The sequence below is a fragment of the Aeromicrobium sp. JP4 genome, assembly GCF_054957925.1.
Window position 1 is genome coordinate 328,854 of the sequence record NZ_CM143290.1, and the last position, 21,370, is coordinate 350,223.

28 protein-coding genes are annotated in these 21,370 nt (G+C 66.4%); 10 read left to right on the forward strand and 18 right to left on the reverse strand.

The features are described 5' to 3' along the window. Positions 1-6: 6 nt before the first annotated feature. From ACY1JX_RS01630 to ACY1JX_RS01655, 6 genes are all read right to left on the reverse strand, one after another. Positions 7-786, reverse strand: coding sequence for a cytochrome c biogenesis CcdA family protein (locus ACY1JX_RS01630; RefSeq protein ID WP_222593358.1), 780 nt, complete (start codon positions 784-786; stop codon positions 7-9). A 172-nt stretch (positions 787-958) separates the two neighbouring features. Beyond that, positions 959-1,936, reverse strand: coding sequence for a M56 family metallopeptidase (locus tag ACY1JX_RS01635; protein ID WP_087625523.1), 978 nt, complete (start codon positions 1,934-1,936; stop codon positions 959-961). Further along, on the reverse strand, positions 1,933-2,274 hold the full coding sequence (locus ACY1JX_RS01640) for a BlaI/MecI/CopY family transcriptional regulator (protein WP_236757788.1): 342 nt from the start codon (positions 2,272-2,274) through the stop codon (positions 1,933-1,935). Before ACY1JX_RS01640 ends, ACY1JX_RS01635 begins: the two co-directional genes overlap by 4 nt. 723 nt (positions 2,275-2,997) lie before the next feature. Beyond that, positions 2,998-3,177: a hypothetical protein gene (locus ACY1JX_RS01645; RefSeq protein WP_087623232.1), complete on the reverse strand. Its 180-nt coding sequence runs from the start codon at positions 3,175-3,177 to the stop codon at positions 2,998-3,000. A 2-nt stretch (positions 3,178-3,179) separates the two neighbouring features. Further along, positions 3,180-3,314 carry a hypothetical protein gene (locus ACY1JX_RS01650; RefSeq protein ID WP_281285720.1) on the reverse strand — a complete coding sequence of 45 codons (135 nt, stop codon included), beginning with the start codon at positions 3,312-3,314 and terminating at the stop codon, positions 3,180-3,182. Positions 3,315-3,420: 106 nt separating this feature from the next. Then, complete coding sequence (locus ACY1JX_RS01655) at positions 3,421-3,810, reverse strand: heavy metal-responsive transcriptional regulator (protein ID WP_087623269.1); 390 nt, start codon at positions 3,808-3,810, stop codon at positions 3,421-3,423. A 111-nt stretch (positions 3,811-3,921) separates the two neighbouring features. On the opposite strand from ACY1JX_RS01655, the gene merA reads away from it, so the two are divergent. Continuing rightward, a complete protein-coding gene (merA, locus tag ACY1JX_RS01660; RefSeq protein ID WP_146825575.1) occupies positions 3,922-5,346 on the forward strand; it encodes a mercury(II) reductase in 1,425 nt (474 codons plus the stop codon). Positions 5,347-5,523: 177 nt separating this feature from the next. Next, complete coding sequence (locus ACY1JX_RS01665) at positions 5,524-5,685, forward strand: hypothetical protein (protein WP_181755834.1); 162 nt, start codon at positions 5,524-5,526, stop codon at positions 5,683-5,685. Between the two features lie 54 nt (positions 5,686-5,739). Here ACY1JX_RS01665 and ACY1JX_RS01670 read toward each other — a convergent pair whose 3' ends face one another. The 5 genes from ACY1JX_RS01670 to ACY1JX_RS01690 all read right to left on the reverse strand — a co-directional run bounded on the left by ACY1JX_RS01670 (position 5,740) and on the right by ACY1JX_RS01690 (position 10,261). Continuing rightward, entirely contained in the window at positions 5,740-6,264 is a 525-nt protein-coding gene (locus tag ACY1JX_RS01670; RefSeq protein WP_286928659.1) for a signal peptidase II, read from the reverse strand. A gap of 74 nt (positions 6,265-6,338) precedes the next feature. Then, complete coding sequence (locus ACY1JX_RS01675; RefSeq protein ID WP_146825579.1) at positions 6,339-6,944, reverse strand: cadmium resistance transporter; 606 nt, start codon at positions 6,942-6,944, stop codon at positions 6,339-6,341. Beyond that, positions 6,944-8,860, reverse strand: a complete 1,917-nt coding sequence (locus ACY1JX_RS01680; RefSeq protein ID WP_462564990.1) for a heavy metal translocating P-type ATPase — start codon at positions 8,858-8,860, stop codon at positions 6,944-6,946. Before ACY1JX_RS01680 ends, ACY1JX_RS01675 begins: the two co-directional genes overlap by 1 nt. Beyond that, positions 8,857-9,216: a Cd(II)/Pb(II)-sensing metalloregulatory transcriptional regulator CmtR gene (gene cmtR / locus ACY1JX_RS01685; protein ID WP_462564991.1), complete on the reverse strand. Its 360-nt coding sequence runs from the start codon at positions 9,214-9,216 to the stop codon at positions 8,857-8,859. Before cmtR ends, ACY1JX_RS01680 begins: the two co-directional genes overlap by 4 nt. Positions 9,217-9,265: 49 nt before the next feature. Beyond that, positions 9,266-10,261: a flavin-containing monooxygenase gene (locus ACY1JX_RS01690; RefSeq protein ID WP_462564992.1), complete on the reverse strand. Its 996-nt coding sequence runs from the start codon at positions 10,259-10,261 to the stop codon at positions 9,266-9,268. 193 nt (positions 10,262-10,454) lie between these two features. On the opposite strand from ACY1JX_RS01690, the gene ACY1JX_RS01695 reads away from it, so the two are divergent. Genes ACY1JX_RS01695 through ACY1JX_RS01705 form a run of 3 tightly spaced genes read left to right on the forward strand, consistent with a single transcriptional unit; the run spans position 10,455 to position 11,961 of the window. Continuing rightward, the gene (locus ACY1JX_RS01695; protein ID WP_462564993.1) at positions 10,455-10,796 is read left to right on the forward strand and encodes an ArsR/SmtB family transcription factor; all 342 of its coding nucleotides are present in this window, start codon (positions 10,455-10,457) and stop codon (positions 10,794-10,796) included. Then, entirely contained in the window at positions 10,796-11,704 is a 909-nt protein-coding gene (locus ACY1JX_RS01700) for a cation diffusion facilitator family transporter (RefSeq protein ID WP_087623239.1), read from the forward strand. The genes ACY1JX_RS01695 and ACY1JX_RS01700 overlap by 1 nt, the downstream gene beginning before the upstream one ends. After that, a complete protein-coding gene (locus ACY1JX_RS01705) occupies positions 11,701-11,961 on the forward strand; it encodes a hypothetical protein (RefSeq protein ID WP_462565905.1) in 261 nt (86 codons plus the stop codon). The genes ACY1JX_RS01700 and ACY1JX_RS01705 overlap by 4 nt, the downstream gene beginning before the upstream one ends. A 60-nt stretch (positions 11,962-12,021) precedes the next feature. On the opposite strand, the gene ACY1JX_RS01710 is transcribed toward ACY1JX_RS01705, so the two are convergent. The 3 genes from ACY1JX_RS01710 to ACY1JX_RS01720 all read right to left on the reverse strand — a co-directional run bounded on the left by ACY1JX_RS01710 (position 12,022) and on the right by ACY1JX_RS01720 (position 14,235). Further along, positions 12,022-12,606 (reverse strand): copper resistance CopC family protein, encoded by a 585-nt coding sequence (locus tag ACY1JX_RS01710; RefSeq protein WP_181755827.1) that lies wholly within the window; start codon positions 12,604-12,606, stop codon positions 12,022-12,024. A gap of 223 nt (positions 12,607-12,829) precedes the next feature. Then, positions 12,830-13,861, reverse strand: coding sequence for a M56 family metallopeptidase (locus ACY1JX_RS01715; protein WP_286928666.1), 1,032 nt, complete (start codon positions 13,859-13,861; stop codon positions 12,830-12,832). After that, on the reverse strand, positions 13,858-14,235 hold the full coding sequence (locus ACY1JX_RS01720) for a BlaI/MecI/CopY family transcriptional regulator (protein ID WP_286928668.1): 378 nt from the start codon (positions 14,233-14,235) through the stop codon (positions 13,858-13,860). Before ACY1JX_RS01720 ends, ACY1JX_RS01715 begins: the two co-directional genes overlap by 4 nt. Positions 14,236-14,505: 270 nt before the next feature. Here ACY1JX_RS01720 and ACY1JX_RS01725 point away from each other — a divergent pair, with 270 nt between their 5' ends. Then, the gene (locus ACY1JX_RS01725; protein ID WP_181756273.1) at positions 14,506-15,273 is read left to right on the forward strand and encodes a cytochrome c biogenesis CcdA family protein; all 768 of its coding nucleotides are present in this window, start codon (positions 14,506-14,508) and stop codon (positions 15,271-15,273) included. A gap of 68 nt (positions 15,274-15,341) precedes the next feature. Here the strand turns inward: ACY1JX_RS01725 and ACY1JX_RS01730 are convergent, their stop codons facing one another. Then, on the reverse strand, positions 15,342-15,953 hold the full coding sequence (locus tag ACY1JX_RS01730) for a vitamin K epoxide reductase family protein (RefSeq protein WP_462564994.1): 612 nt from the start codon (positions 15,951-15,953) through the stop codon (positions 15,342-15,344). After that, entirely contained in the window at positions 15,950-16,606 is a 657-nt protein-coding gene (locus tag ACY1JX_RS01735; RefSeq protein ID WP_462564995.1) for a DsbA family protein, read from the reverse strand. Before ACY1JX_RS01735 ends, ACY1JX_RS01730 begins: the two co-directional genes overlap by 4 nt. Before the next feature lie 118 nt (positions 16,607-16,724). Here ACY1JX_RS01735 and ACY1JX_RS01740 point away from each other — a divergent pair, with 118 nt between their 5' ends. After that, the gene (locus ACY1JX_RS01740; protein ID WP_462564996.1) at positions 16,725-17,663 is read left to right on the forward strand and encodes a DUF3152 domain-containing protein; all 939 of its coding nucleotides are present in this window, start codon (positions 16,725-16,727) and stop codon (positions 17,661-17,663) included. 286 nt (positions 17,664-17,949) lie between these two features. Here ACY1JX_RS01740 and ACY1JX_RS01745 read toward each other — a convergent pair whose 3' ends face one another. Further along, positions 17,950-18,321 (reverse strand): ArsR/SmtB family transcription factor, encoded by a 372-nt coding sequence (locus tag ACY1JX_RS01745; RefSeq protein ID WP_462564997.1) that lies wholly within the window; start codon positions 18,319-18,321, stop codon positions 17,950-17,952. A 180-nt stretch (positions 18,322-18,501) separates the two neighbouring features. Between ACY1JX_RS01745 and arsB the strand changes: the two genes are divergently transcribed. The 3 genes from arsB to trxB are packed head-to-tail and all read left to right on the forward strand — an operon-like array spanning position 18,502 to position 20,963. Then, entirely contained in the window at positions 18,502-19,608 is a 1,107-nt protein-coding gene (gene arsB / locus ACY1JX_RS01750) for an ACR3 family arsenite efflux transporter (protein ID WP_462564998.1), read from the forward strand. Beyond that, positions 19,601-20,020, forward strand: a complete 420-nt coding sequence (locus ACY1JX_RS01755; RefSeq protein ID WP_462564999.1) for an arsenate reductase ArsC — start codon at positions 19,601-19,603, stop codon at positions 20,018-20,020. Before arsB ends, ACY1JX_RS01755 begins: the two co-directional genes overlap by 8 nt. After that, a complete protein-coding gene (gene trxB, locus ACY1JX_RS01760; RefSeq protein WP_462565000.1) occupies positions 20,013-20,963 on the forward strand; it encodes a thioredoxin-disulfide reductase in 951 nt (316 codons plus the stop codon). Before ACY1JX_RS01755 ends, trxB begins: the two co-directional genes overlap by 8 nt. Here trxB and ACY1JX_RS01765 read toward each other — a convergent pair. Then, a complete protein-coding gene (locus tag ACY1JX_RS01765; RefSeq protein WP_462565001.1) occupies positions 20,960-21,313 on the reverse strand; it encodes an ArsR/SmtB family transcription factor in 354 nt (117 codons plus the stop codon). The genes trxB and ACY1JX_RS01765 overlap by 4 nt on opposite strands. Between the last annotated feature and the right edge of the window lie 57 nt (positions 21,314-21,370).

Sequence of the window (21,370 nt, forward strand, 5' to 3'; positions counted from 1 at the left end):
CCGCTTTCAGATCGGAGGATTCCACGTGTCGACAAGGCCTTGGGTGGCGGCCATCAGTTCGGACCACCATCCGGTCAGTTGCAGGACGCCCAGAGCAATGAGGAAACCGCCGCCGACTCGAGCCATGTTCGCGGAGTGCTTGCGAGCCCATGCGGTGCGTCGCATCCAGTTGGTCACGGAGAACGCGGCAATCAGGAAAGGGATCCCCAGGCCCAAGCTGTACGCGAAGGCGAGGCCAGCTCCTCGTCCCGCGGTGGCTGACGTTGTGGCCAGAGCGAGTACCGCCGCGAGCGCGGGTCCGATGCAGGGGGTCCACCCGACTCCGAAGACGATTCCGAGTAGAGGGGCACCGGCCAGGCCGACGCGCGGCCGGTACTTGAGTCGGACGGTTCTGTTCACGAACCGAAGGCCCGAGCCGGACAACGCGAAGCCCAGGCCCATCAGCACCGTGAGGACTCCGGACCAGCGGATGATCTGGTCCTGGTGCTCAACGAGTTGGGAACCGAGGATGCCGAAGAGCGCGCCGTAGCTGGTGAATACGGCAGCGAATCCCAGCACGAACAGTCCGGCGCCGACCAGTGTGCGCCCGCGGCCATGAGAAGCCTCGCCGCGTAGTTGGCGCGCCACGGTTGATTCCTGCCCCTCGACTCCCGCGACGTAAGAGAGGTATGCGGGCACGAGGGGGAGGGAGCACGGTGAGAAGAAGGAGACGACGCCAGCGATCACCGCTACGAGCATTGCGAGGATCAGCGATCCGGAGAGGATGGTTTCCTGCAGCTCGATCATGGGAGTCCGCCGAGCTCACCGGCACCTCGAGTGCATGGACCCATCGGCCCTTGTCGCACCACGGTCATACCCCTAATCGGTCGAGAACGAACGTTGATCCATCTACTAAGGAAGATAGTACATGGTGCTCGAGTGTCTCGGGGTGTCGCGTGCTGGCGGCCCGCCGTTTGAGTCAGGAGAAGAGAGCGGGGCGACTGCAACAAGCGTGGGTGAAGCCGCTCTCCCCGCCCGAGTAGGCGGTCAGGAGCGCCGGCGCCGCACCTGTCCCCACGATTGCCGCCACGATCAGACCAGTGGTCATCCGGCGGAGCGGCGGCTGCGGCCGGACCAGTCGTCGTGCCCGAGCCAGCGTCGCGCCTCCTGTGGCGGCCAAGGCACCGGAGGGAACACGCGATGGGGTCATGACGGCGAGTTGAAGCAGTGCTGAGGCAAGTTCGGGGCCGTCCTCGGTCTCGATACCGTCGTCAGCATGCATCTCCGCGAGATCGGCGATCTCCTGGTGAGCGACGCCGAAGAAGGGCAGGAGCGGGAGTGCCTCCGCGAGAGCCAGCGACCGTTGGACCAGACGATCGTGACGTGCGGCGAGGTGAACTCGCTCATGTCGCAGGACCAACTCCAACTGCCTGGCGGTCAGGTGGTCGGCGGCCCCGCGGGTCACGACGATCTTCCCCCGGCGCGACCTGCGTCCATCGGGGATGCAGTAGACAGCCGCGGAACCGTGATCGAGCACGACCACGTCCTGACCGAGTGGGCTTTCGACGAGAGCAAGAGCCTGACGGTGCTGGCGGCGGGCGAGAGTCGCTTCGCGATGATGCCTCGTGAGTGCTCGGGCAACGCGCCACATCACCAGGAAGAACAGTCCGAATCCAACGGCGCTGACCGCCGCCCCCGCCGGGGTTGAGTACTGTCGCCGAAGCTCGACGAAGCAAGCGTGAAGGATCTCTCCTGCGGTGCCCACCGGCGAGAACCCGGGCAGTGCGAGGCAGATCGACCCGAGCAGCAGGGAAACTACGACCGCGCCCGCGAGGGCCTGCCAGAACGCAATGGCGAGCCGTGGGGAGCGATGGGTCCAACGAGCACGACCAAGCCCGAAGTGGCCGGCCAGCATGAATGCCCCTGCCAGGGCGAAGAACCCCGCCGCATGGCTCATGGGACGCCCTCGGGGTCATTCCCCGGCTCTTGGAGGAGTTGACGCAAAGACGCCAAGGCTTCCTCATCCAGGCGGTCGACGAAGTGCATCAGCACCCCGCGCCGGTCCCCGCCGTCGGCGAGTGCGTTGCCGAGCAATGAAGCGGTGTACTCCTCGCGAGTTTCGCGCGGGCTGTAGACGTAGGCGCGGCCCTGACGCTCACGGGTCACGAACCCCTTGCCATGGAGGTTGTCCAGCACAGTCATGACTGTCGTATAGGCAATGGTCCGGTCGGCCGCGATGAACTCCTGGACCTCGCGTACGGTCTGGGGCTGCTCGACAGCCCACAGGCGTTGCATCACGGATGTCTCCAGCGGGCCCATCGCTCACCAACTCTCGGTCTACTATGGGACATCGTATCCGGGGTCCGTGAATCTGGTTCGCCGTGGCCGCATCTACGCAGTGACAGATGGCGTGACCTAGGAACGCCGTCTACCGCTCGGTGCGCGTAGAGGGGGGCATCGGTTTGCTCGTACTCAGTTGGGACACGACTCGACTGGATCGAACGAAGCGCGTCCCATACTGGCCGCTTTGTGGCCTGATTGGCCCAGTTCTCGTTGCAGGTAGTCGGGTATCGTCGGAAGTGACCCGAAGGGATCATCCCTACCATTGGAGGGATTTCCGCGGTTCTCGGTACCCACCGTCTTGGCTCGTACGGAGCTCGGACTCGTCAGGGGTCGCAGGTTCAATCCAGGCAGCCAGCCGCGAGACCCCCGCTCCGACCGATCCGTCAATGGCACGCTTCCATCGACGAATGAGCGTAGGTCGGTGGCAGGACGTACGCCGAGATCTGTCGCCGCTTATGGGCGCAAAACTCACCGACCCGGCGTGTGTCGTCTCGGAGACTGCAAGACCCTCTCGCTCTCGCCAGTGGGGTCTCGTGCCTCCGGTCAGGCGTGCGCCCGGCCAATTCCCGCTCGTAAGGGCGCATGGCGATGTCACGGTCTAGCTGGTGGGTGTCCTCAAGATATGGCCACTATACCCCTAGGGGGTATAGGGACCTCAAGCCAATTGAAGGGTGGTCAGGCAGGTGGGTGCGTCGGTGCGTCGGCTTCGGTGTCGAACTCGACGCTGCCGGTCTTGTCGTCCGAACGGATCGTCATCGCCCCTTCGATGTCGAAGGGCAGCCAGAACCCAGCGAATCCGTTGTCGAGGGTCTTGACGTCCTTGTCGATCCGTACGTCCCCGGTGGAGTCGTCCACGATCAGTAGTTCAGGACCGCGGCCAGCAGGCCATGCGTGAGTAGGGCGCCGACGAGACGGCGCAGGCTCGCGTCCGCACCTAAGGCGCCGACGTCCGGACTGGACGCGGGCGGCATCTCGGGGAGTCGATGGGTCACGCCCTGCAGGTGTTCACGCGTGCATCGGGCGGGCCATGACGCTGGGGCGTGCTGGCATCGCGACCGGGTGGCCGGCCGCGGTCTGTCTCCTTCCCGATGCGGAGAACTATAGGTAGCGGCAGACCTGCTCGGGACTGCACGTGTCGGGGTCCGGCTGCGCGGCGTCGTGCCTGAGTTCGGCAATAGTGTCATGCAGGGCGGTGAGCCTAGCGATCTGCTGCTCGATCTCGGCTAGGCGCTCGTCGAGCAGATCGCGCACGTGCTCACACGGCGCGGCGCCGTCATCGCGGATGTCGAGGATCTGGCGGATCTGAGCGAGGGTGAGTCCCGCCGCCTGGCCGCGGTGAACAAAGTCGATCCGGGCGACAGCGTCGGGCGCGTAGTCCCGATAACCCGACGGCGTCCGATCGGCTGGGGGCAGCAGTCCCGACTCCTCATAGAAGCGGAGAGTCTTCGGAGTGGTCCCAGCCGCAGCGGCCAGTTCCCCGATGCGCATCGCGGTCACCTCTCGTTCGGCAGGAGCACGCTTGACCTTCCCCTGCACTGGAACGTCAAGTATGGCTGAACAGATCAGAAGAAGACCGAAGGGTTGAAGGAGACAGCAGCGATGCCTACGAAGTACGACCTTGCCATCATCGGATCGGGCGGCGGGGCGTTCGCCGCGGCGATCCGCGCGACCGCGCTGGGAAAGTCGGTGGTGATGGTCGAGCGCGGCACGCTCGGCGGGACCTGCGTGAACACTGGGTGCGTGCCGTCGAAGGCGCTCATTGCCGCGGCTGGCGCGCGGTACTCCGCCGCCGACGCCCCGGACCGTTTCCCGGGGATCTCAACGACGGCGGGCCCAATCGACATGCCCGCGCTGGTCGCCGGAAAAGTGGCGCTGGTCGAGTCGCTGCGGGGCGAGAAATACGCCGACGTTGCTGAATCCTACGGCTGGCAAGTGCGTCAGGGAGTCGCCGCGTTCGCGGGCTCGCCTGATGCGCCGATGCTGAACATCACCGCCGCCGATGGGATGGCCGCGACCGTCGAGGCCGAGCACTACATGGTCGCAACCGGCGCTCGACCGTGGGTCCCGCCGATCGACGGCCTGGATAGCGCGGGGTACCTGACTTCGACCACGGCCATGGAGCTGCTCGAGGTCCCCAGGTCTCTCCTCGTCCTCGGCGGTGGCTACGTCGCCTTGGAGCAGGCCCAACTGTTCGCCCGACTCGGCTCCGAGGTCACGCTGCTGGCCCGCTCCCGACTCGCATCGAAGGAGGAGCCTGAAGTCTCCTGGGCGCTTGAGGACGTCTTCGCCGATGAGGGCATCCGCGTCGTCCGCCGCGCGGTGCCCACCCGGGTGACCCGGGCCGCAGGGACCGGGCTGGTCGTGGTGACCGCGGACGTATCCGGCGTCTCGCAGGACTTCCGCGCCGACCAAGTCCTGGTAGCCCTCGGACGCCGCCCCGTCACCGACGGACTCAATCTCGACTCTGTCGGAGTCAAGACAGGGGAGTCCGGCGAGGTGGTCGTCTCCGACAGGATGCAATCCTCGAATCGGCGGATCTGGGCCGCGGGCGACGTGACCGGGCACCCCGAGTTCGTCTACGTCGCCGCCCACCACGGCACCCTCGTGGCCGAGAACGCGTTCCTCCACGTCGACCGGACCGTCGACTACTCTCGTCTGCCGCGGGTGACGTTCACCGGCCCCGCGATCGGCGCGGTCGGGACGACCGAGAAGGAGGCGATAGGCGCGGGAATCCGCTGCGACTGCCGCGTCCTGCCGCTGCACCACGTGCCCCGAGCACTGGTCAACCGCGATACCCGTGGCTTCATCAAGATCGTCGTGAACGCCGACACAAGCGAGATTCTCGGCATCACTGCCGTCGCCAAGGACGCCGGCGAGCTCGCCGCCACCGGAGTCCACCTGCTCGGCAAGACCATCGCCGAAGTCGTCGACGCGTGGGCCCCCTATCTCACCATGACCGAAGGACTCCGGCTCGCCGCAAGAGCCTTCACCACCGACGTCTCACAGCTGTCGTGCTGCGCGTGAACGCGGTCGGCACTGGTACTCACAGGCGAGGGCGATGCCGCCGATGCGGACGGTTCTTGCGCTCGCGGAGCGGAAGGCCTGGCCGTACCCGCTGTCCCGGTCATCTCGGTGCCTCCGCCGAATTCGACTTGACCGAGCGTTCGATGGTACTCGACCCCGATACGCTCGGCATTCGCCTTGAGCCCGTTCGTCGCGTTCCAGCCGTTCTCGAGGGCAGCGCCGACGGCTCGCGTGCCGATGGCGTTGCCGAAGGTCCCGTCGCACGCTCGGCCGGCGGCGTGGTCGTTCGTCGCCGGCTCGCCCGGCCGCCAGCACGCCCACGACGAGCCCGGGAAGTGACTCTCGAGCTGAGCCGATCTCAACCAGAGACGAGGGTTTGCTCCGGTGAATCTCTTAGCGCGTGTCGTCCTCGGGTGGAAGGTTCTCGGCAATTCGCCGGCGGAGGATCGTCGTAGTCGAAGCCTGCTCGCGGGCACGCTCCTCCCGCCACATCAGGAGGGCTCCGGCCACCGCCCCCGTGACGATCACGATGTCGGCGAAGTTCCCGATGAACAGATTGCCGTAGGCAAGGAAGTCCACGACGTGTCCACGGCCGAATCCTGGTTCGCGGAACAGCCGGTCGCTGGCGTGAGAGGCTGCAGCTCCGCCCAGCGCACCGACCACGAGCGTCCACCCGAGCTGCCGAACGCGAAACGCGAAAACCGTCGCGACGACCACAGCGGCGACAGAGACCAAGGCGAACACCCACGTGAACCCTTCGCCAAAGGAGAACGCCGCGCCCGGGTTGTACGCCAGTTGAAGGCCGAACAGGCTTCCAACCAACGGCGTCCGCTCACCCTCGATGAGGGTGCTCTCGGCCCAGCTCTTGGTCCACTGATCGACAAGAACGACGAGCCCGCCAAGCAGGAGGGCCGTCACCGCGAACCGCCAGCGACCCCCACGGCGCACCCCTTCGGCCGAATCCTGATTCGCCCTCGCCCTCGGTCGACGAGTCATCCGATGACCTCGAAGAACCGGGTGATGACCTCGGACTCGATCAGGATGAACAGGCCCAAACCAATGAAGACCGTGGGCACGAGCCAGTGCTCGATGCGCTCCAGCGCCTCAGTGACGACCTCGCGGGTTCCGATCAGTCGTCCAGCGGCGCACCAAACGGCGACGAGGACGAGGAAGACCGCAATCATGACCGCGACGTCGGCCGGGGCGCTGGTGCGAAAAATCGGCGTGTAGAGCGAGATGTTGTCAGCCCCATTGGCGATTGTTATCCCGGCGACACTCCAGAGCCCGGCTGCGAGGGTCAAATCGCTGTCCTCGCCGTTGCGCTTGCGAAGCAAACCGCGGATGAGCGTCCAGATGCCGATGCTGAGAGGGATCAGTCCGAGCAGTCCGACCCATTGATCCGGCACGATCGTCAAGCCGAGCGCGGCGACCACACTGATCGCGACAAGCGTGATGAATCCGACGTATTGCCCCCCGACGATCTGCCACGGGCGCGGACTCCCATTGCGGGAGGCGAGGAACAGCACGGTGAGCACCACGATGTCATCGATGTTGGTAGCCGCGAACAGGCCAATGGCCGAACCGACAGTCGTCAGCATCAGCCCTCCAATCGCGGCGCGGGAGTGCGGGCGGCGCGCAGCCCGTTGAGAATCACGATGACCTCCGCGATCTCGTGGACCAGCACAACGGCGGCCAGCCCCAAGACACCGAACAGTGCGAGTGGAAGCAGCGCGGCGATGATCAGCAGCGACAGGATGATGTTCTGGTTGATGATGCGCCGTCCACGCCGCGCGTGTTCGAATGCCCGCGGGATGAGGCGCAGATCATGGCCCGTGAAGGCAACGTCGGCGGACTCGATCGCCGCGTCGGAGCCTGTCGCTCCCATGGCGATGCCGATGTCCGCGGCGGCGAGAGCCGGGGCGTCGTTGATGCCGTCGCCGATCATGGCGACCGATCCCGCTTCGGACAGCTCGGTGATCGCAGCGGCCTTGTCCTCGGGTCGGAGCTCGGCGCGGACATCGTCGATCCCGGCCTGCGCGGCGAGAGCTCGAGCGGTTCGAGCGTTGTCGCCGGTGAGCATGGTCACGCCCACTCGGTGATCGGTGAGGGTGCGCACGACGTCAGGGACTTCGGGGCGCAGCTCGTCGCGGACGCCGATCGCCGCGACCGGGACGCCGTCGCGGTGCACGATCACGACCGTCATGCCCTGCATTTCCAGATCCTCGACACGCGCGCCGAGCTCTCCGGCGTCGAGCCAGCGCGGGCTGCCGACAGTGATCTTCATCCCGTCGACGGTGCCTTCGATGCCGTGTCCCGCCTGCTCGGTCACCTCCGCGGCCAGGGGAACGTCCTGGGCGGCGGCGGTGATCGCCGCAGCGAGCGGGTGTGTGCTGTGCTGCTCCAACGCGGCAGCCCACGCCAGTCCCTGAGCCTCGGTGATGCCTTCGACCACCAGGACCGCGGTGACGGCAGGCTCATTGCGGGTGAGAGTGCCGGTCTTGTCGACGGCGACGTGGCGGACGGTGCCGAAACGTTCGAAGGCCGCACCGGATTTGACGATCACGCCGAACTTGCTGGCCGCACCGATGGCGGCGACGACGGTCAGAGGGACGGAGATCGCCAGCGCACAGGGCGACGCCGCCACCAGCACGACGAGGGCGCGAGTGATCCACACGTCTGGGTCGCCCAGGATCGATCCGAGGAGCGCGACGAGCACAGCAAGGATGAGGACCCCCGGGACGAGGGGCCGCGCGATCCGGTCGGCGAGCCGGGCGCGGTCGCCCTTTTCTGCCTGAGCCTGCTCGACCAGCTCCACGATCGTGGTGAGCGAGTTGTCAGTGCCGGCCGCAGTGGTCTCGATCTCCAGCGCGCCAGCACTGTTGATCGCCCCGGCTGACACCGGGTCACCCGGCTCGACCTCGACCGGGATCGACTCGCCGGTGATGGCCGAGGTGTCCAGGCTCGACCGTCCTGAGCGGACGAGTCCGTCCGTCGCGATCCGCTCGCCGGGTCGGACCATCATCACGTCGCCGACGACCAGATCCTTGGCTTGGACCTGCTCCGCGACACCGTCACGGAGCACCGTCGCCGTCTCGGGCACGAGCTTGAGCAACGCCCGCAACCCTCCGCGCGCCCGGTCCATCGCCTTGTCCTCCAAGGCCTCCGCGATCGAGTACAAGAAGGCCAGCGCCGCGGCCTCCTCGACGTAGCCGAGAATGACAGCGCCGATCGCGCTGATCGTCATCAACAGGCCGATCCCGAGCTTGCCCTTGAACAGGTTTCGGATCGCGGCAGGGGTGAAGGTCGAGGCGCCCAAGAGGAGGCCGACCCAGAAGAGCGCCAGGGCGGGTGTCTCGGCCCCGGACCATTCGGCGACCAGGCCGGCGAGGAATGCCAGACCCGAGAAGACCGGCACCATGACTCCGCTGTCCTTCCACCACGGCCGCTCCGAGTCCTCGAAGTCCTCGCCCGTCGTGGGGACAGAATCGTGGTCGCATCCACACGCCGCGCTCATGCGCCCGCTCCCGTCTCGCAGCAGCCCGCCACGGTGCACGTCGAGTCGACGCACGGCGCGTGAACGTCCACGGCCAAGGTCACGTCCACCAGGGCGACGAGGGCGGCGGTGAGATGGGGATCGGCAATCTCATAGCGTGTCTGACGACCCTCGGCCTCCGCCACCACGATGCCGCAGTCGCGCAGACACGTCAGATGGTTCGAGACGTTGGATCGAGTCAGCTCCAAGTCGCGCGAGAGCACGGCGGGATAGCTCGGTCCCTCGAGGAGTGTCATGAGGATGCGGGAGCGCGTGGGGTCGGCCATGGCACGGCCGAGCCGGTTCATGACGTCGAGACGCGAAGCAATGGTCAGCATGCGCTGAACTATACACTGAGTGCTGACCATTGGCGAAGGCCCCCGCGAGTCACGGGACGATGTGCCGGGCGATCAGTCGAGCGTCCGTGCCCACGCCTCCGAGGAGCGCTGAGCCCCTGTTGCGAAGCCACGAGTCTCCGAGGACGTACAACCCCCTGATCGGAGTGCGTCCGTCCTGCTGATCAATTGTGCCGTCCGCGCCGACGACCGATTCGGGCAACCACTCGAATCCGTTGCGATAGCCAGTAGCCCAGATGACCGATTCGAATCTGCGGTCGACGCCGTCGGCGAACGAGATCCTGTCGCGGTTCCCATTCACCGCACGAGGCAGAAGGTGGACGACTCTCGAGGCCAGGTCGACCATGCCTGGGCCCACCACCAACTCGCGCCTTGAGATGCGGCGTCCGATGAGACCGTTGGACGGCGCCGAGAGCACGCCTGTCAGTTGCAGCCACCTGAAGAGGTCGACTCCGAGCAGCCGGTGCGGAAGGCGCGGTTGTGGAGAGCCTTGGGCGATCGACACACAACGATGAGCCGAGAGCTCCTTGGCGATCTGGATCCCGGTATTTCCGGAGCCGACGACGAGGACCGGACCGCGGGGGAGTTGGTCAGGGTTCCGGTAGGCGTCGCTGTGGAGGTTGGCTCCGTCTACGACTGTGTCGTTAGCGAAGCCGGGGTACTGGGGGATCGCGAAGGGCCCTGTCGCCGCCACGACTGCGCGAGCGCGCAACGATCCCGTCGACGTTTGAAGGACCAGGGAGTCGTCCCGCTGGGGGTGGACGGAAATGGCGCGCGTATCCCACTTTGGCTCCACGCCCAGGCTCGCGCGGTAGAGGTCGAGGTAGTCGGCGACATCTTTCGTTGACGGGTAGCGCCGCTGAGCCCCTGGCATCCGAATCCCAGGTAGGTGAGAGTGCCAAGCCGGCGTGAACAGGGTGAGTGAATCCCAGCGGCGACGCCAGGAAATCGTCTGGGCGGATCCTGCGTCCAGGAGGACGAAGTCCTCGGCTGGCCGTAGGCCCCGCTCGAGCAACGCATGCGACATCGCGAGTCCGGCCTGCCCGGCCCCCACGATGGCGACGGGAAGCGACTCCGGCGGGGACGTTGGTGACACTACGACTCCTCCTGGACTGGCGATACGGGGACGCCGCTACTATTCAAGATAGTAGGCGTCACGGTGCGCGCCGATCAGAGATTACACGCTTGAGTGAATTCATAATTCTATGTACTATCAGCTCATGAACGTTGCAACCTCGACCGCTCTGGATGCGCTCGCTCGATTCGGTCACGCCCTGTCCGATCCCACGCGCGCCAAGATCCTCATGTCTCTGCGTGAATCACCGGCGTTCCCTACGGATCTGGCCGATGCGTTGGACGTGAGTCGACAGTCGATCTCGAACCACTTGGCGTGCTTGCGGGGTTGTGGGCTGGTGGTCGCGGTACCTCAGGGGCGCCGCACCCGGTACGAATTGGCCGATCAGCGGCTGGGTCACGCGTTGGGCGACTTGCACGAGCTCGTCCTGGCAGTCGATCCCGGCCACGGTGTCAGCGGCGATGCCGGCGTGGAGAGTGGTCGGTGATGGGCGCGGGTCACGGCCACGGTGCTGCAGGTCACGCCGGCGGTCGCCACCGGTGGCGCTTGGCGGTCACCTTCGTGCTGGTGTTCGCGTTCTTCCTCGTCGAGTTGGTCTTCGGTCTCATGTCGAACTCGTTGGCCCTGATCTCCGATGCCGGGCACATGTCCGCCGACGTGGTGGCCTTGGGGGCCGCGCTCGTAGCGACGCGGATCGCGACGCGGCTGGACACCACGGGCCGCAAGACCTACGGCTCCTACCGGGCCGAGGTCTTCGCCTCAGGCTTCACCGTGCTGATCATGCTCGGCGTGGCGGCGTATGTCGTCATCGAGGCCATCAGTCGAATTGGCGACGCTCCTGAGGTTGCCACCGGGACGATGCTCGTGGTGGGAGCCCTCGGTTTGGTCGTCAACATCGTCTCGATGCTTCTTCTGCGCGAGGGATCGCGCGAGTCCCTGAACGTCAAGGGTGCGTACTACGAGGTGGTTGCCGACGCTGCGGGAAGCGTCGGTGTGATCGCCGCGGGCATCCTGGTGGCCGTCAGTGGACAGCCCATCTGGGACACGCTCGTCGCCGTCGCGATCGGCATCTTCGTTGCCGTACGAGCGGTGGTGCTTGGCCGACAGGTGCTGGCCGTCCTCGGCCAGCATGTCCCTGAAGGCATCGTCGTGGACGAGGTGGTCGAGACGCTCGAAGCACTCCCAGGCGTCGCGGGCGTGCACGACCTTCACCTCTGGACCCTCACTTCCGGTATGAACGTCGCGACCGCGCATCTCGTGGTGGAGAAGGGCTCTGACGGGCAGTTGGTCCTGACCAAGGCCCAGGGAGTCCTGGCCACCACCTATGGGATCGAGCACGCCACGCTGCAGACGGAGCTGGCCCCCACTCAGCAGTGCGAGGAAGTGAGCTGGTGAGGATCCCACTCGAGATCATGATGGAGCAGGGGATCAATGCGGACGGGAGCGAACCCATCGGCTGGCTGGCCGGTATCTACACCTTGGGGCTGTTCATGCTGGTGGGTTTGCTCCTCTGGTCGTTCGTGAGGACGATGCGGCGAGCCCAGCAGCCGTGGCTCGGCGATAGCGCAACCGTCCCTGGGCAGACCGTCGATCAAGACCGATGCCACGGCTCACGCCGTCGTGCTGCGGAGCCACACGCCGCGATCGGGTGATCAGGTCACCGCACATCAACGTCACTCAGTGACGGGATCTGATGGGGGAGGCGAGGGGGTTCATTCGCTGGTCGCCCGCTGGCGACGCCGGTCGCGCCCGATCGCCCAGAGCAAGACCGACAGCGGGAGAAGGAAGAACAGGCTGACACCCACGCCGATCAGAATCGCCGTGGTTCGGAAGTCGTCCCCGTCCTCGTCCACGGTCGAGGAGGATTCGCCCTTCGGAGTCTCACTCGCAGGGGAGCTCGCATCACGTGAGCTCGGGGTCGGGGGAAGCGGCGCCCTGAAACGGACGTTGCCGTCCACGGGGTGCCCGTCGGCCGAGATCACTCGGTACGCCACATCCCACGCCACATCGCCCGAGCCCGGGGGAGCGGTCGGCAATCTTGCGTCCGAAAGGTCAACCGAGACCGTCGGCCCGCTCGTCGACGGATCCAACACCAGGACTTGCTGCGGTGACGTGCCGATCGTGAGGCTCACCTTGGAGAACTCCTTGGACATCGGGTCGGTGAACTGCAACTGAATGCGGTCGGGAGTCGTCTGCACGGTGGAGTCGTCCGCCGGATCGGACGAGGTGAGGCCCGTGTGCGCCTGCGCTGACGGGGCAGGAGCGAGCACGAGGAGCGTAACGAAGGCTGCGGTCACTGTACGGACCAGCCACGTACCCCGCCGAGTGCCGGGGAGAGCCTTGCGAGATCGGGCGGAGAGCGGGGCCCTGTGTTGGGTGGTCACGGTTCTTCCTTGAGTCCAGGCGCGCCACGCAGCCATCGGGGCCAGGTGGGCATCGATGTCGCGGGCTTGCAGATGATCTACTAAGAACCATAGTTCATCGGTAAGGGCGTGACCCCACCCGGGGAGGAGCCGTTCCTCAGCGGCCGGAGGGCGAGGGACTGATCGTCGCCCCGGAATCAGACGCCTCCGGCGCAGCAACGACGCCTGTGCTGGAACAGCAGTCGTGCGATTCGCTGAGGCCTCCAGGAATGAGCGACAGGACGACCGGCGTCGTGCCGAGAAGCAGAATGGATGTGGCAAGAATCGTCTGAGCGGTCCGTCCGAGCGGCTCATGGGGGCGCATCAGCCGTCGGGCTCGCAGGATGACATCGGACCCGGTCGCTGAGAGTCCGTTCGCCGTGGGCACTCGTTGGTTCGTGATGGCCAGCTGATAGAGGGCATCGGCCAACGATCTACGCTCGTCGGCCCTGACAGCATCGTCGGCCTGTAGTTCGGCGAGTAGCGCGAGCTGTTCGTGTGCCACCCGGAAGAAGCCGACGCGCGGAAACGCCCGGTTCAGTGCCCGAGCACGTGCCACGAGTCGAGCATGCCGCGAGTTCAGGTGGGCGTGCTCGTGCCGAAGCACGAGGTCCAGCTGGGCAACGGTGAGCGCTGCGCGTGCACCTGTGGTCACCACGACGGTGTCGTGCGTTCCGGCGCGGCGATTGCCCGGGAGGCAGTAGACGGCGGCGGCCTCGTGGTCGACGCTGAGGACTCCTTGGTGTCCGGGCTCTGCCACCAACGCAAGGTCTGCCAGGTGATCGCGGTGGGCGCGCAGGTCGGCCCGCCGCTGAGACCAGAGCGTCGACGTCATGCGCCAGGCGAGGAGGCCCAAGATCACCAGGCTCACGGTGGTGAGAGTCGCCCGCCCCGGGTGCGCGGACTGGCGTTGCAGTTCGATCACGCATGCCCTCGCGAACTCGGCGAGAGCGGCGGCAGCTGAGAGGCCCGGCATGGTGAGGGCCATCATGCCCAGCACGAACGACCCGGTCACGGCGGCGATGGCGACCTGCCACACGGCGATGCCCAGGCGGGGTGCGCGATGCAACCATGTCGCGGAGGGCAGCGCATACTGGCACGCCATCAGCATCGTGGCGAAGAAAGTCAGCAACAGGGCCGCGCCGATCACTTTGTGCCGTCCGGCCTGGTTCGTTCGGGGTTGGAGACGGCATCCCGCAGGGCGTCGAGTTCGGAATCGTCGAGCTGTTCGATGAATCGCATCAGGACGCCCGTTCGGTCGCCCCCGTCGGCAAGGACGTTGCCCAGAAGGGCGGCCGTATGGTCCTCGCGGCTGGCGGAGGCCGTGTACAGATACGCCCGGCCCTGGCGCTCTCGTCGAAGTAACCCCTTGGTGAAGAGGTTGTCCATGACCGTCATCACCGTGGTGTAGGCGATCTTTCTGTCGGCGGCCAAGGAACTGTGAATCGAACGAACCGATCGCGGTTCATCGCTCGACCACATCACCTGCATGATCGTCCCCTCGAGTGGACCCAGTCCGTGCATCCGATCTCCTCCAGTACGAACTCCCATCGTAGTGGCGGCCAGCGCAGTGTGAAGCGGCCAGTTCCCGTGCCGCGTCACGTGAGACACGCGGCTGGGCGGCAGCGCAGCCTCTTCGGCGCCGCGTTCTCGCCCCTGGTCCGGGCCGTGCGAGTACGCAGATACCGGCCAACTAAGATGCCTAGTAGATAGGCGCCAGTCTGCCGACGCCGGACCTCAGGGTCGGAGCGAGAGGTCCGCGGCGCCGCAGCCCTAGTCGCAAAGGAACTTGCCATGGTGGCGCACTCGGTCGGTGAGACCGTTGCATTCGGTCCTCTTCTGATCGCGATTCCCATCGCCCTGTTGGCGGGGTTGGTCTCGTTCCTCAGTCCGTGCAGCCTGCCTCTCGTGCCGGGCTACCTCGCCTACGTCAGCGGCGCCGCTGGGGCCGAAGTGGTGGGTCCAGACGCGCGCCGCCGATCAGTCGTCGTGATGGGGACGACTCTTTTCGTACTTGGGTTCGCCGCAGTCTTCACCTCCTACGGGGCCCTCGTCGGGGCGCTCGGAAGCAGCCTGCTGGACTACCAGGATGCGCTGGTTCGCGTGCTCGGGATCTTCACACTCATCCTGGGCCTGCTGTTCGTCGGCGCGCTTGACTCGGTCCCGTCTCTCTCCAGGACCTTTCGTCCGAAGTTCCAGCCTCGGATCGGACTCGCTGGTGCGCCTCTCCTCGGCGTCATGTTCGGGATCGGATGGACGCCCTGCATCGGACCGACGCTCGCCGCGGTGCTGACGATGGCGACGACGTCGGGGACGGCCGGCCGGGGAGCACTCCTGTCATTTGCCTACAGCGTCGGCCTTGGTTTGCCATTCGTCCTTGCAGCCGTGGGTGTGAGCCGGGCGATGCGGGTGTTCCAATTCGCCCGGAAGCACACCGTGGCGATCACCCGCTTCGGGGGCGTGATGCTGATCGGTCTGGGCCTCTTGCAGGTCACCGGCCTGTGGGGAGATTTCTTGGTGGACATGCGTGGCTGGATCGGGACGTGGCAGACGCCCCTGTGATCGTGCGGCCGAGAGGCTGGCCTGCGCGTTCCGGCGAAGGCGAACGCGTGAGGGGAACTCGAGTCAACTCAGATGAGCGTCGACCAGTAAGACCAGAAGCGGGCGCCGATCAGTCCCAACACGAACAGGAACGCGACCAGCAGGACGGGCGCGTGCCACACCTCGGCCCAGCGCGTGACTCGAGCCGCAGCCACTCGTTCCCCGAAGATTCGTGCTCGGGCATTTCGAAGCGTGAGGTACCAGAACGTAGGAATGATGACGGCCCACACTGCCATGCAGTACGGGCAGAGCGCGCCGATCCGGTAGAGGCTCTGGAACACCAGCCACAAGACGAAACCCATGCCCGCCGTGACGCCGACCTGTAGTCCCACCCAGAACCAGCGCCGGAACTCAGCGCCCGCGAGCATCGCCGCGCCGGTGGTCATCAGAACGGGAAATGCCGCGACGCCCAGGATCGGGTTGGGGAAGCCGAACACCGCGGCCTGAGCTGACTCCATGATCGAGCCGCAGCTCAACACCGGATTCAAGCTGCACGACGGGGTGTAGGCGGGATTCTCGGCGAGCTCGAACCGTTCGACGAGAAGGACCGCTGAGGCGAGCAGGCCGATGGACCCGCCGACCAACAACAGCCATGCCATCGCCGTCTCGCGCGTTGACGACCCGTGCTCGGCGCCGTTCACCTCGCCAGTGCCTCGTCGATCACTTGGGTGAAGTCCTCGACGCGTTGCGGCTCAAAGAGCTCTCCGTCGACGTAGAACGTCGGAGTGCCGCGAACGCCGAGCTCGATGCCGTCATCGATGTCGCGCTGCACTCGGGCCTTGACCGCGTCGGATCCGTAGTCGGTATCGAACTGGCTCATGTCCAGACCGATGTCTTCAGCAAAGCCGCGGAAGAGCTTGTCGTGCGGTTCCTGGGCCTCGCCCCAGGTTGACTGCGTCTCGTACATCTTTCGGTACATCTGCTCGAACTTGCCTTGACGGGCCGCCGACTCGACGGCCCATGCGGCGCGTTCCGCATTGAAGTGACCCGGCAACGGGAAGTACCGAGCAACGAAGGTCACCTCGCCCGCGTATTTCTCTCGGAGGTCCTCCACGATCGGGTACGCGGCACCACACGCCTCGCATTCGAAGTCGAGAAACTCGACGAACGTCACATCGCTGGAGCCCTTCTTCCCGAGCACATGGGCGTCGGTCCGGCTAAGAGCCTCTTGCACCTGTGCGTCATCCGCGGTCGGATCGCTGGAATCATCGCCCGCCGAGGTCATGAACACGCCAGCCAGTGCGGCGATCACGACGCCGGCGATGACTGCGGCGATCTTGGTCTGTCTGGTCAACTGTTCGCTCCTTGAACTGGGCGCATTACTATCGCCAATAGTAAGTCGTCCCACACGGCAACTTGGGCGGGGATCGCCTCAGTGTGCCGTCAGCTCGATTGCAGGTGCCAGGAACGTGATGTCCGAGGTCGTCGGTCTTCTCCTGCTCGCTGGGGCCGCGGTCTCGGCGTGGCGCGCCCCGCATTGCACTCAAGCGTCTCTCGCCGTTCCCGGCCGGCGGGTCGCAGCGCGTCGGCGGCGACCACGCCCCGGCGCCCGGCGAAAGGTGAGAAGGCGCAGCAGGCGGTGGCTTTCCCTGTCGACCGTCTTGTTCCTGGCAGGTGGGATCGTCCTCGGTGACGCGATCGCTGAGAGGGGCGTGAAGGATGCGACACGTGCTAGGGAACCGGCCGGAGCGGCTCAACCACGCCCGGCTGCGACAAGCCCGACGCCGGGCCGTAGTTCAGCTGAGATCAACGGGCCCGCGAGCCGCACCTCCCGCGATGGCGACAGGACACCACGCGCGGCCCCGGCGATTCCCGAGTCTGGAAGCGGGAGGTTCGCCGTCGCTGGCGTTGAGCCCGCTGCGCCACGTGAGTCCGGTCGGGAGGTCACCTACTTGGTGGAGGTCGAGGAGGGTCTTCCGTACTCGGCGAACGACGTGGCCCGGTTCGTCGAGGACGTGCTGTCCGACGGTCGCGGATGGACGTCGGTGACCACCGAGAAGTTCCGGAGAGTCTCCACGGGCTCGATGTTCCGGATTCGACTCGCTACGCCCGCGACGACCGATCGGCTTTGCAGACCGCTGGATACGGGGGGACGGTTGTCATGTCGCAACGGCGAGATGGTTGTCCTGAATGCGTGGCGATGGGCCCATGGCGCAGATGCATACGGATCCGAGCTCGTTCGCTACCGCACCTACCTCATCAATCACGAATTCGGACACGCTCTCGGAAACGGTCATGATGCCTGCCCGGGCGTCGGTGAGACCTCGCCCGTCATGTCCCAGCAGACGAAGGGACTCGGTGGGTGTCGCGCGAACCCGTGGCCCACGGCGGCGGAGGGCAATAAGGCGTGACGCGGTGAGGTGCGCACGAATTACTACGTTTCATAGTAGATTCGTTTCCCAGGAGTGGGCGTTCAACTTCCCCCCCGTCGTGGACGCCCACTCCGCTCCTGACAAGGAGTGCGATCTGCTCAGGCTCTTACGCGGATACGCTCACTCCACTGAGCCTCCCGCGCTCCTGCGGAGTGAACGCTCACCCCGCTCCCTGTTCGGTCAATGGACTTCCTCAGGCGCAAACGGGACGGCGCCCGCGTTCGGTGGAAGCACTGTGACTTCAGAGGAGCACTTTGTGGAAGTCTCAGCTGATGGCGAGGCTCTGCGTCTCTCGCGCGGTCGGGTCTCGCAGCACGTCGGACAGGTGGCCCAGCGCTCCGGGGACGATCGAGTAGAAAGCCCACGTGCCGCGCTGTTCGCGGCCGAGCAGTCCCGCCTCGACGAGGATCTTCAGGTGGTGGGACACCGTCGGCTGGCTCAAACCCACGGGCTCGGTGATGTCGCAGACGCACGCCTCGCCGCCCTCGTGCGCCGCCACGAGGGAGAGCAGCCGCACGCGGGTGGGGTCTGCGAGGGCCTTGAACTTGCGTGACAGCTCGGTCGCGTCGTCCGGAGTGATCGGGGCGGCGGTCAGCGGGATGCAGCAGCTGGCGTCCTGTCCGTTGGGGTTAGCCATGGGCCCAGTATGTCCCCATTCGGCAAGAGGGAACCGCAAAGGTCGCGGGGGTGTCGAGCTGGTCGGAACAGTTCACCGGGCGTTCATCCGGCATGGCAAGGTCGACCGGAAACGCGGGGTAGGCTCGATCTCTAGATAGACAACCGTCGATGGAGGACCGAGGTCCTCGAGGAGCCGCACGTGACGTCCGCACCCGCCGCAGACAGTAGATCCGAAACCGAAGTCGTCGCCCACCTGTCGAGGCTGGACCGCTTCCTGCCGGTGTGGATCATCCTGGCGATGGCGCTGGGTCTGATTCTCGGTCGCACGGTCGATGGACTGGACGAGGCGCTGGACTCGGTGAAGATCGGCTCCGTGTCGCTGCCGATCGCGATCGGCCTACTCGTGATGATGTACCCGGTCCTGGCGAAGGTCCGCTACGACGAGACCCAGCGCGTCACGGGCGACCACAAGCTGCTCGGTGCTTCGTTGTTCATGAACTGGATCCTTGGGCCGGCGCTGATGTTCGCCCTCGCCTGGTTGATGCTGCCGGACCTGCCGGAGTTCCGCACCGGCCTGATCATCGTCGGCCTCGCGCGCTGCATCGCGATGGTGCTGATCTGGAACGACCTGGCGTGCGGAGATCGCGAGGCCGCAGCGGTGCTCGTCGCCGTCAACTCCGTCTTCCAGGTGTTCGCCTTCGGCGCGCTCGGCTGGTTCTACCTGCAGACGCTGCCGGGATGGCTGGGTCTGGAGACGACCTCGGCCGAGTTCTCGTTCTGGTCCATCACCGGGAGCGTGCTGGTCTTCCTGGGCATCCCGCTCGTCGCCGGATTCGTGACCCGCACGATCGGGGAGAAGGCGAAGGGACGTGAGTGGTACGAGGACACGTTCCTTCCCCGGCTCGGACCCTGGGCGCTCTACGGCCTACTCTTCACCATCGTGGTCCTCTTCGCCCTCCAGGGCGACGCGATCACGAGCCAGCCGTTCGACGTCGTGCGCATCTCACTGCCGCTGCTGGCCTACTTCACGATCACGTTCGGCCTGGGGATGGTGCTCGGCAAGTGGCTCGACCTCGGCTACGCCAAGACGGCCACCCTGGCGTTCACCGCCTCCGGCAACAACTTCGAGCTCGCCATCGCCGTCGCGATCGGCACGTTCGGCGTCACCTCCGGCCAGGCCCTCGCAGGCGTGGTCGGCCCGCTGATCGAGGTCCCCGTTCTCGTCGGGCTCGTCTATGTCGCCCTCTGGGCCCGCAAGTTCTTCACTCCCTCCACCACCTCCGACCAAGGAGCACCGCATGTCTGATCGTCCCTCCGTCTTGTTCGTCTGCGTCCACAACGCCGGCCGCTCACAGATGGCCGCCGGCTTCCTGGCCGCGCTGGCTGGCGATCGCATCGACGTCCGCTCCGCGGGCTCCATGCCCGGAGACCAGATCAACCCGGTCGCCGTCGAGGCGATGCGCGAGGTCGGCATCGACATCGCCGGCGAGCAGCCCAAGAAGCTCACCGAGGACGCCGTGAAGGCCTCCGACGTCGTCATCACGATGGGCTGCGGCGACGAGTGCCCGTACTTCCCGGGCAAGCGCTACGAGGACTGGGTCCTGGAGGACCCGGCCGGTCAGGGCATCGAGGCGGTGCGCCCGATCCGTGACGAGATCCGCAGCCGCATCGAGGAGCTCATCGCCTCCCTGTCGCCCGAGGAGTCGAACCGTGTCTGACGTCCGCAGCGTCATCATCATCGGCTCCGGCCCCTCCGGGTACACCGCTGCCATCTACGCCGCGCGTGCCAACCTCAAGCCGCTCGTGTTCGAGGGCTCCGTCACCGCCGGTGGCGCCCTGATGAACACCACCGACGTGGAGAACTTCCCCGGCTTCCCCGACGGCATCATGGGCCCGGCCCTGATGGACAACCTGCGCGCCCAGGCCGACCGCTTCGGCGCCGAGCTGGTGTCCGACGACGTCACCTCGGTCGACCTCACCGGCGACATCAAGACCGTGGCCCTGGCCAACGGCAACACCTACCGCGCGCACGCCGTGATCCTCGCGATGGGCTCGGGTTACCGCAAGCTCGGGATCGAGGGCGAGGACGCGCTCTCGGGCCACGGCGTCAGCTGGTGCGCCACGTGCGACGGCTTCTTCTTCCGTGGCAAGGACATCGCGGTCGTCGGTGGTGGCGACTCCGCCGTCGAGGAGGCGCTGTTCCTCACGCGGTTCGCCGACAAGGTCACGCTGATCCACCGTCGCGACGAGCTGCGCGCCAGCAAGATCATGGCTGACCGCGCCTACGCCAACGACAAGCTCGAGTTCGCGTGGAACAGCGCCGTCGACCAGATCCACGGCGACGGCATCCTCGAGGGCGTCACGCTGCGCGACACCGTCACCGGCGAGACCCGCCGACTCGACGTCAGCGGCCTGTTCATCGCGATCGGCCACGACCCGCGCTCGGAGCTGCTGACCGGCCAGGTCGACCTCGACGACGAGGGCTACGTCCTCGTCCAGCCCGGCTCCACCGCCACCAACCTGCGCGGCGTCTTCGCCGCGGGCGACCTCGTCGACCACACCTACCGCCAGGCCATCACGGCCGCGGGCACCGGCTGCCAGGCCGCCCTGGACGCCGAGCGCTTCCTCGCCGACATCGAGGCGGGATTGGTGAACGCCTAGGCGTCAGCGTCCAGCGCGCGGGCGAGAGTCCCCATCGCGCCGGGGACGAGTGCGTAGAAGGACCACTGCCCGCGCTTGGTCCGGGTCAGCAGTCCGGCCTTGACGAGGATCCCCAGGTGGTGGCTGACCGTCCCCTGGCTCAGGTCGAGCGACTCGTTCAGGTCGCAGACACACGCTTCACCCGTCTCGGTGGCGGCGATGAGGGACAGCAGCCGCAGGCGGCTCGGGTCGCCCATCGCCTTGAACCGGGCGGCGAGGCTCGTGGCCTCCGCATCGCTCAGGACGCCGCCGGTGACGGGGGAGCAGCAGCTCGTCGAGACCGGTTCGAGCACGGTGAGTTCGGTGACCATGCCACCACTCTAGATCGTTCATTGACATTCTTCAATGAGGCGCTAGAGTCGAGGCAT

Bases quoted from the DNA above. Each gene is read 5' to 3' on its own strand.
- ACY1JX_RS01700 (WP_087623239.1), top strand. From the start codon at position 10,796: ATGGGCGCGGGTCACGGCCACGGTGCTGCAGGTCACGCCGGCGGTCGC.
- ACY1JX_RS01675 (WP_146825579.1), bottom strand. From the start codon at position 6,944: ATGCTGACGACTGTCGGTTCGGCCATTGGCCTGTTCGCGGCTACCAAC.
- ACY1JX_RS01695 (WP_462564993.1), top strand. From the start codon at position 10,455: ATGAACGTTGCAACCTCGACCGCTCTGGATGCGCTCGCTCGATTCGGT.
- ACY1JX_RS01755 (WP_462564999.1), top strand. From the start codon at position 19,601: ATGTCTGATCGTCCCTCCGTCTTGTTCGTCTGCGTCCACAACGCCGGC.
- ACY1JX_RS01635 (WP_087625523.1), bottom strand. From the start codon at position 1,936: ATGAGCCATGCGGCGGGGTTCTTCGCCCTGGCAGGGGCATTCATGCTG.
- ACY1JX_RS01655 (WP_087623269.1), bottom strand. From the start codon at position 3,810: ATGCGCATCGGGGAACTGGCCGCTGCGGCTGGGACCACTCCGAAGACT.
- ACY1JX_RS01745 (WP_462564997.1), bottom strand. From the start codon at position 18,321: ATGGCTAACCCCAACGGACAGGACGCCAGCTGCTGCATCCCGCTGACC.
- ACY1JX_RS01640 (WP_236757788.1), bottom strand. From the start codon at position 2,274: ATGCAACGCCTGTGGGCTGTCGAGCAGCCCCAGACCGTACGCGAGGTC.
- merA (WP_146825575.1), top strand. From the start codon at position 3,922: ATGCCTACGAAGTACGACCTTGCCATCATCGGATCGGGCGGCGGGGCG.
- ACY1JX_RS01765 (WP_462565001.1), bottom strand. From the start codon at position 21,313: ATGGTCACCGAACTCACCGTGCTCGAACCGGTCTCGACGAGCTGCTGC.
- ACY1JX_RS01725 (WP_181756273.1), top strand. From the start codon at position 14,506: ATGGTGGCGCACTCGGTCGGTGAGACCGTTGCATTCGGTCCTCTTCTG.
- ACY1JX_RS01630 (WP_222593358.1), bottom strand. From the start codon at position 786: ATGATCGAGCTGCAGGAAACCATCCTCTCCGGATCGCTGATCCTCGCA.
- ACY1JX_RS01690 (WP_462564992.1), bottom strand. From the start codon at position 10,261: ATGTCGCATGCGTTGCTCGAGCGGGGCCTACGGCCAGCCGAGGACTTC.
- ACY1JX_RS01680 (WP_462564990.1), bottom strand. From the start codon at position 8,860: ATGAGCGCGGCGTGTGGATGCGACCACGATTCTGTCCCCACGACGGGC.
- ACY1JX_RS01720 (WP_286928668.1), bottom strand. From the start codon at position 14,235: ATGCACGGACTGGGTCCACTCGAGGGGACGATCATGCAGGTGATGTGG.
- cmtR (WP_462564991.1), bottom strand. From the start codon at position 9,216: ATGCTGACCATTGCTTCGCGTCTCGACGTCATGAACCGGCTCGGCCGT.
- ACY1JX_RS01740 (WP_462564996.1), top strand. From the start codon at position 16,725: ATGTCCGAGGTCGTCGGTCTTCTCCTGCTCGCTGGGGCCGCGGTCTCG.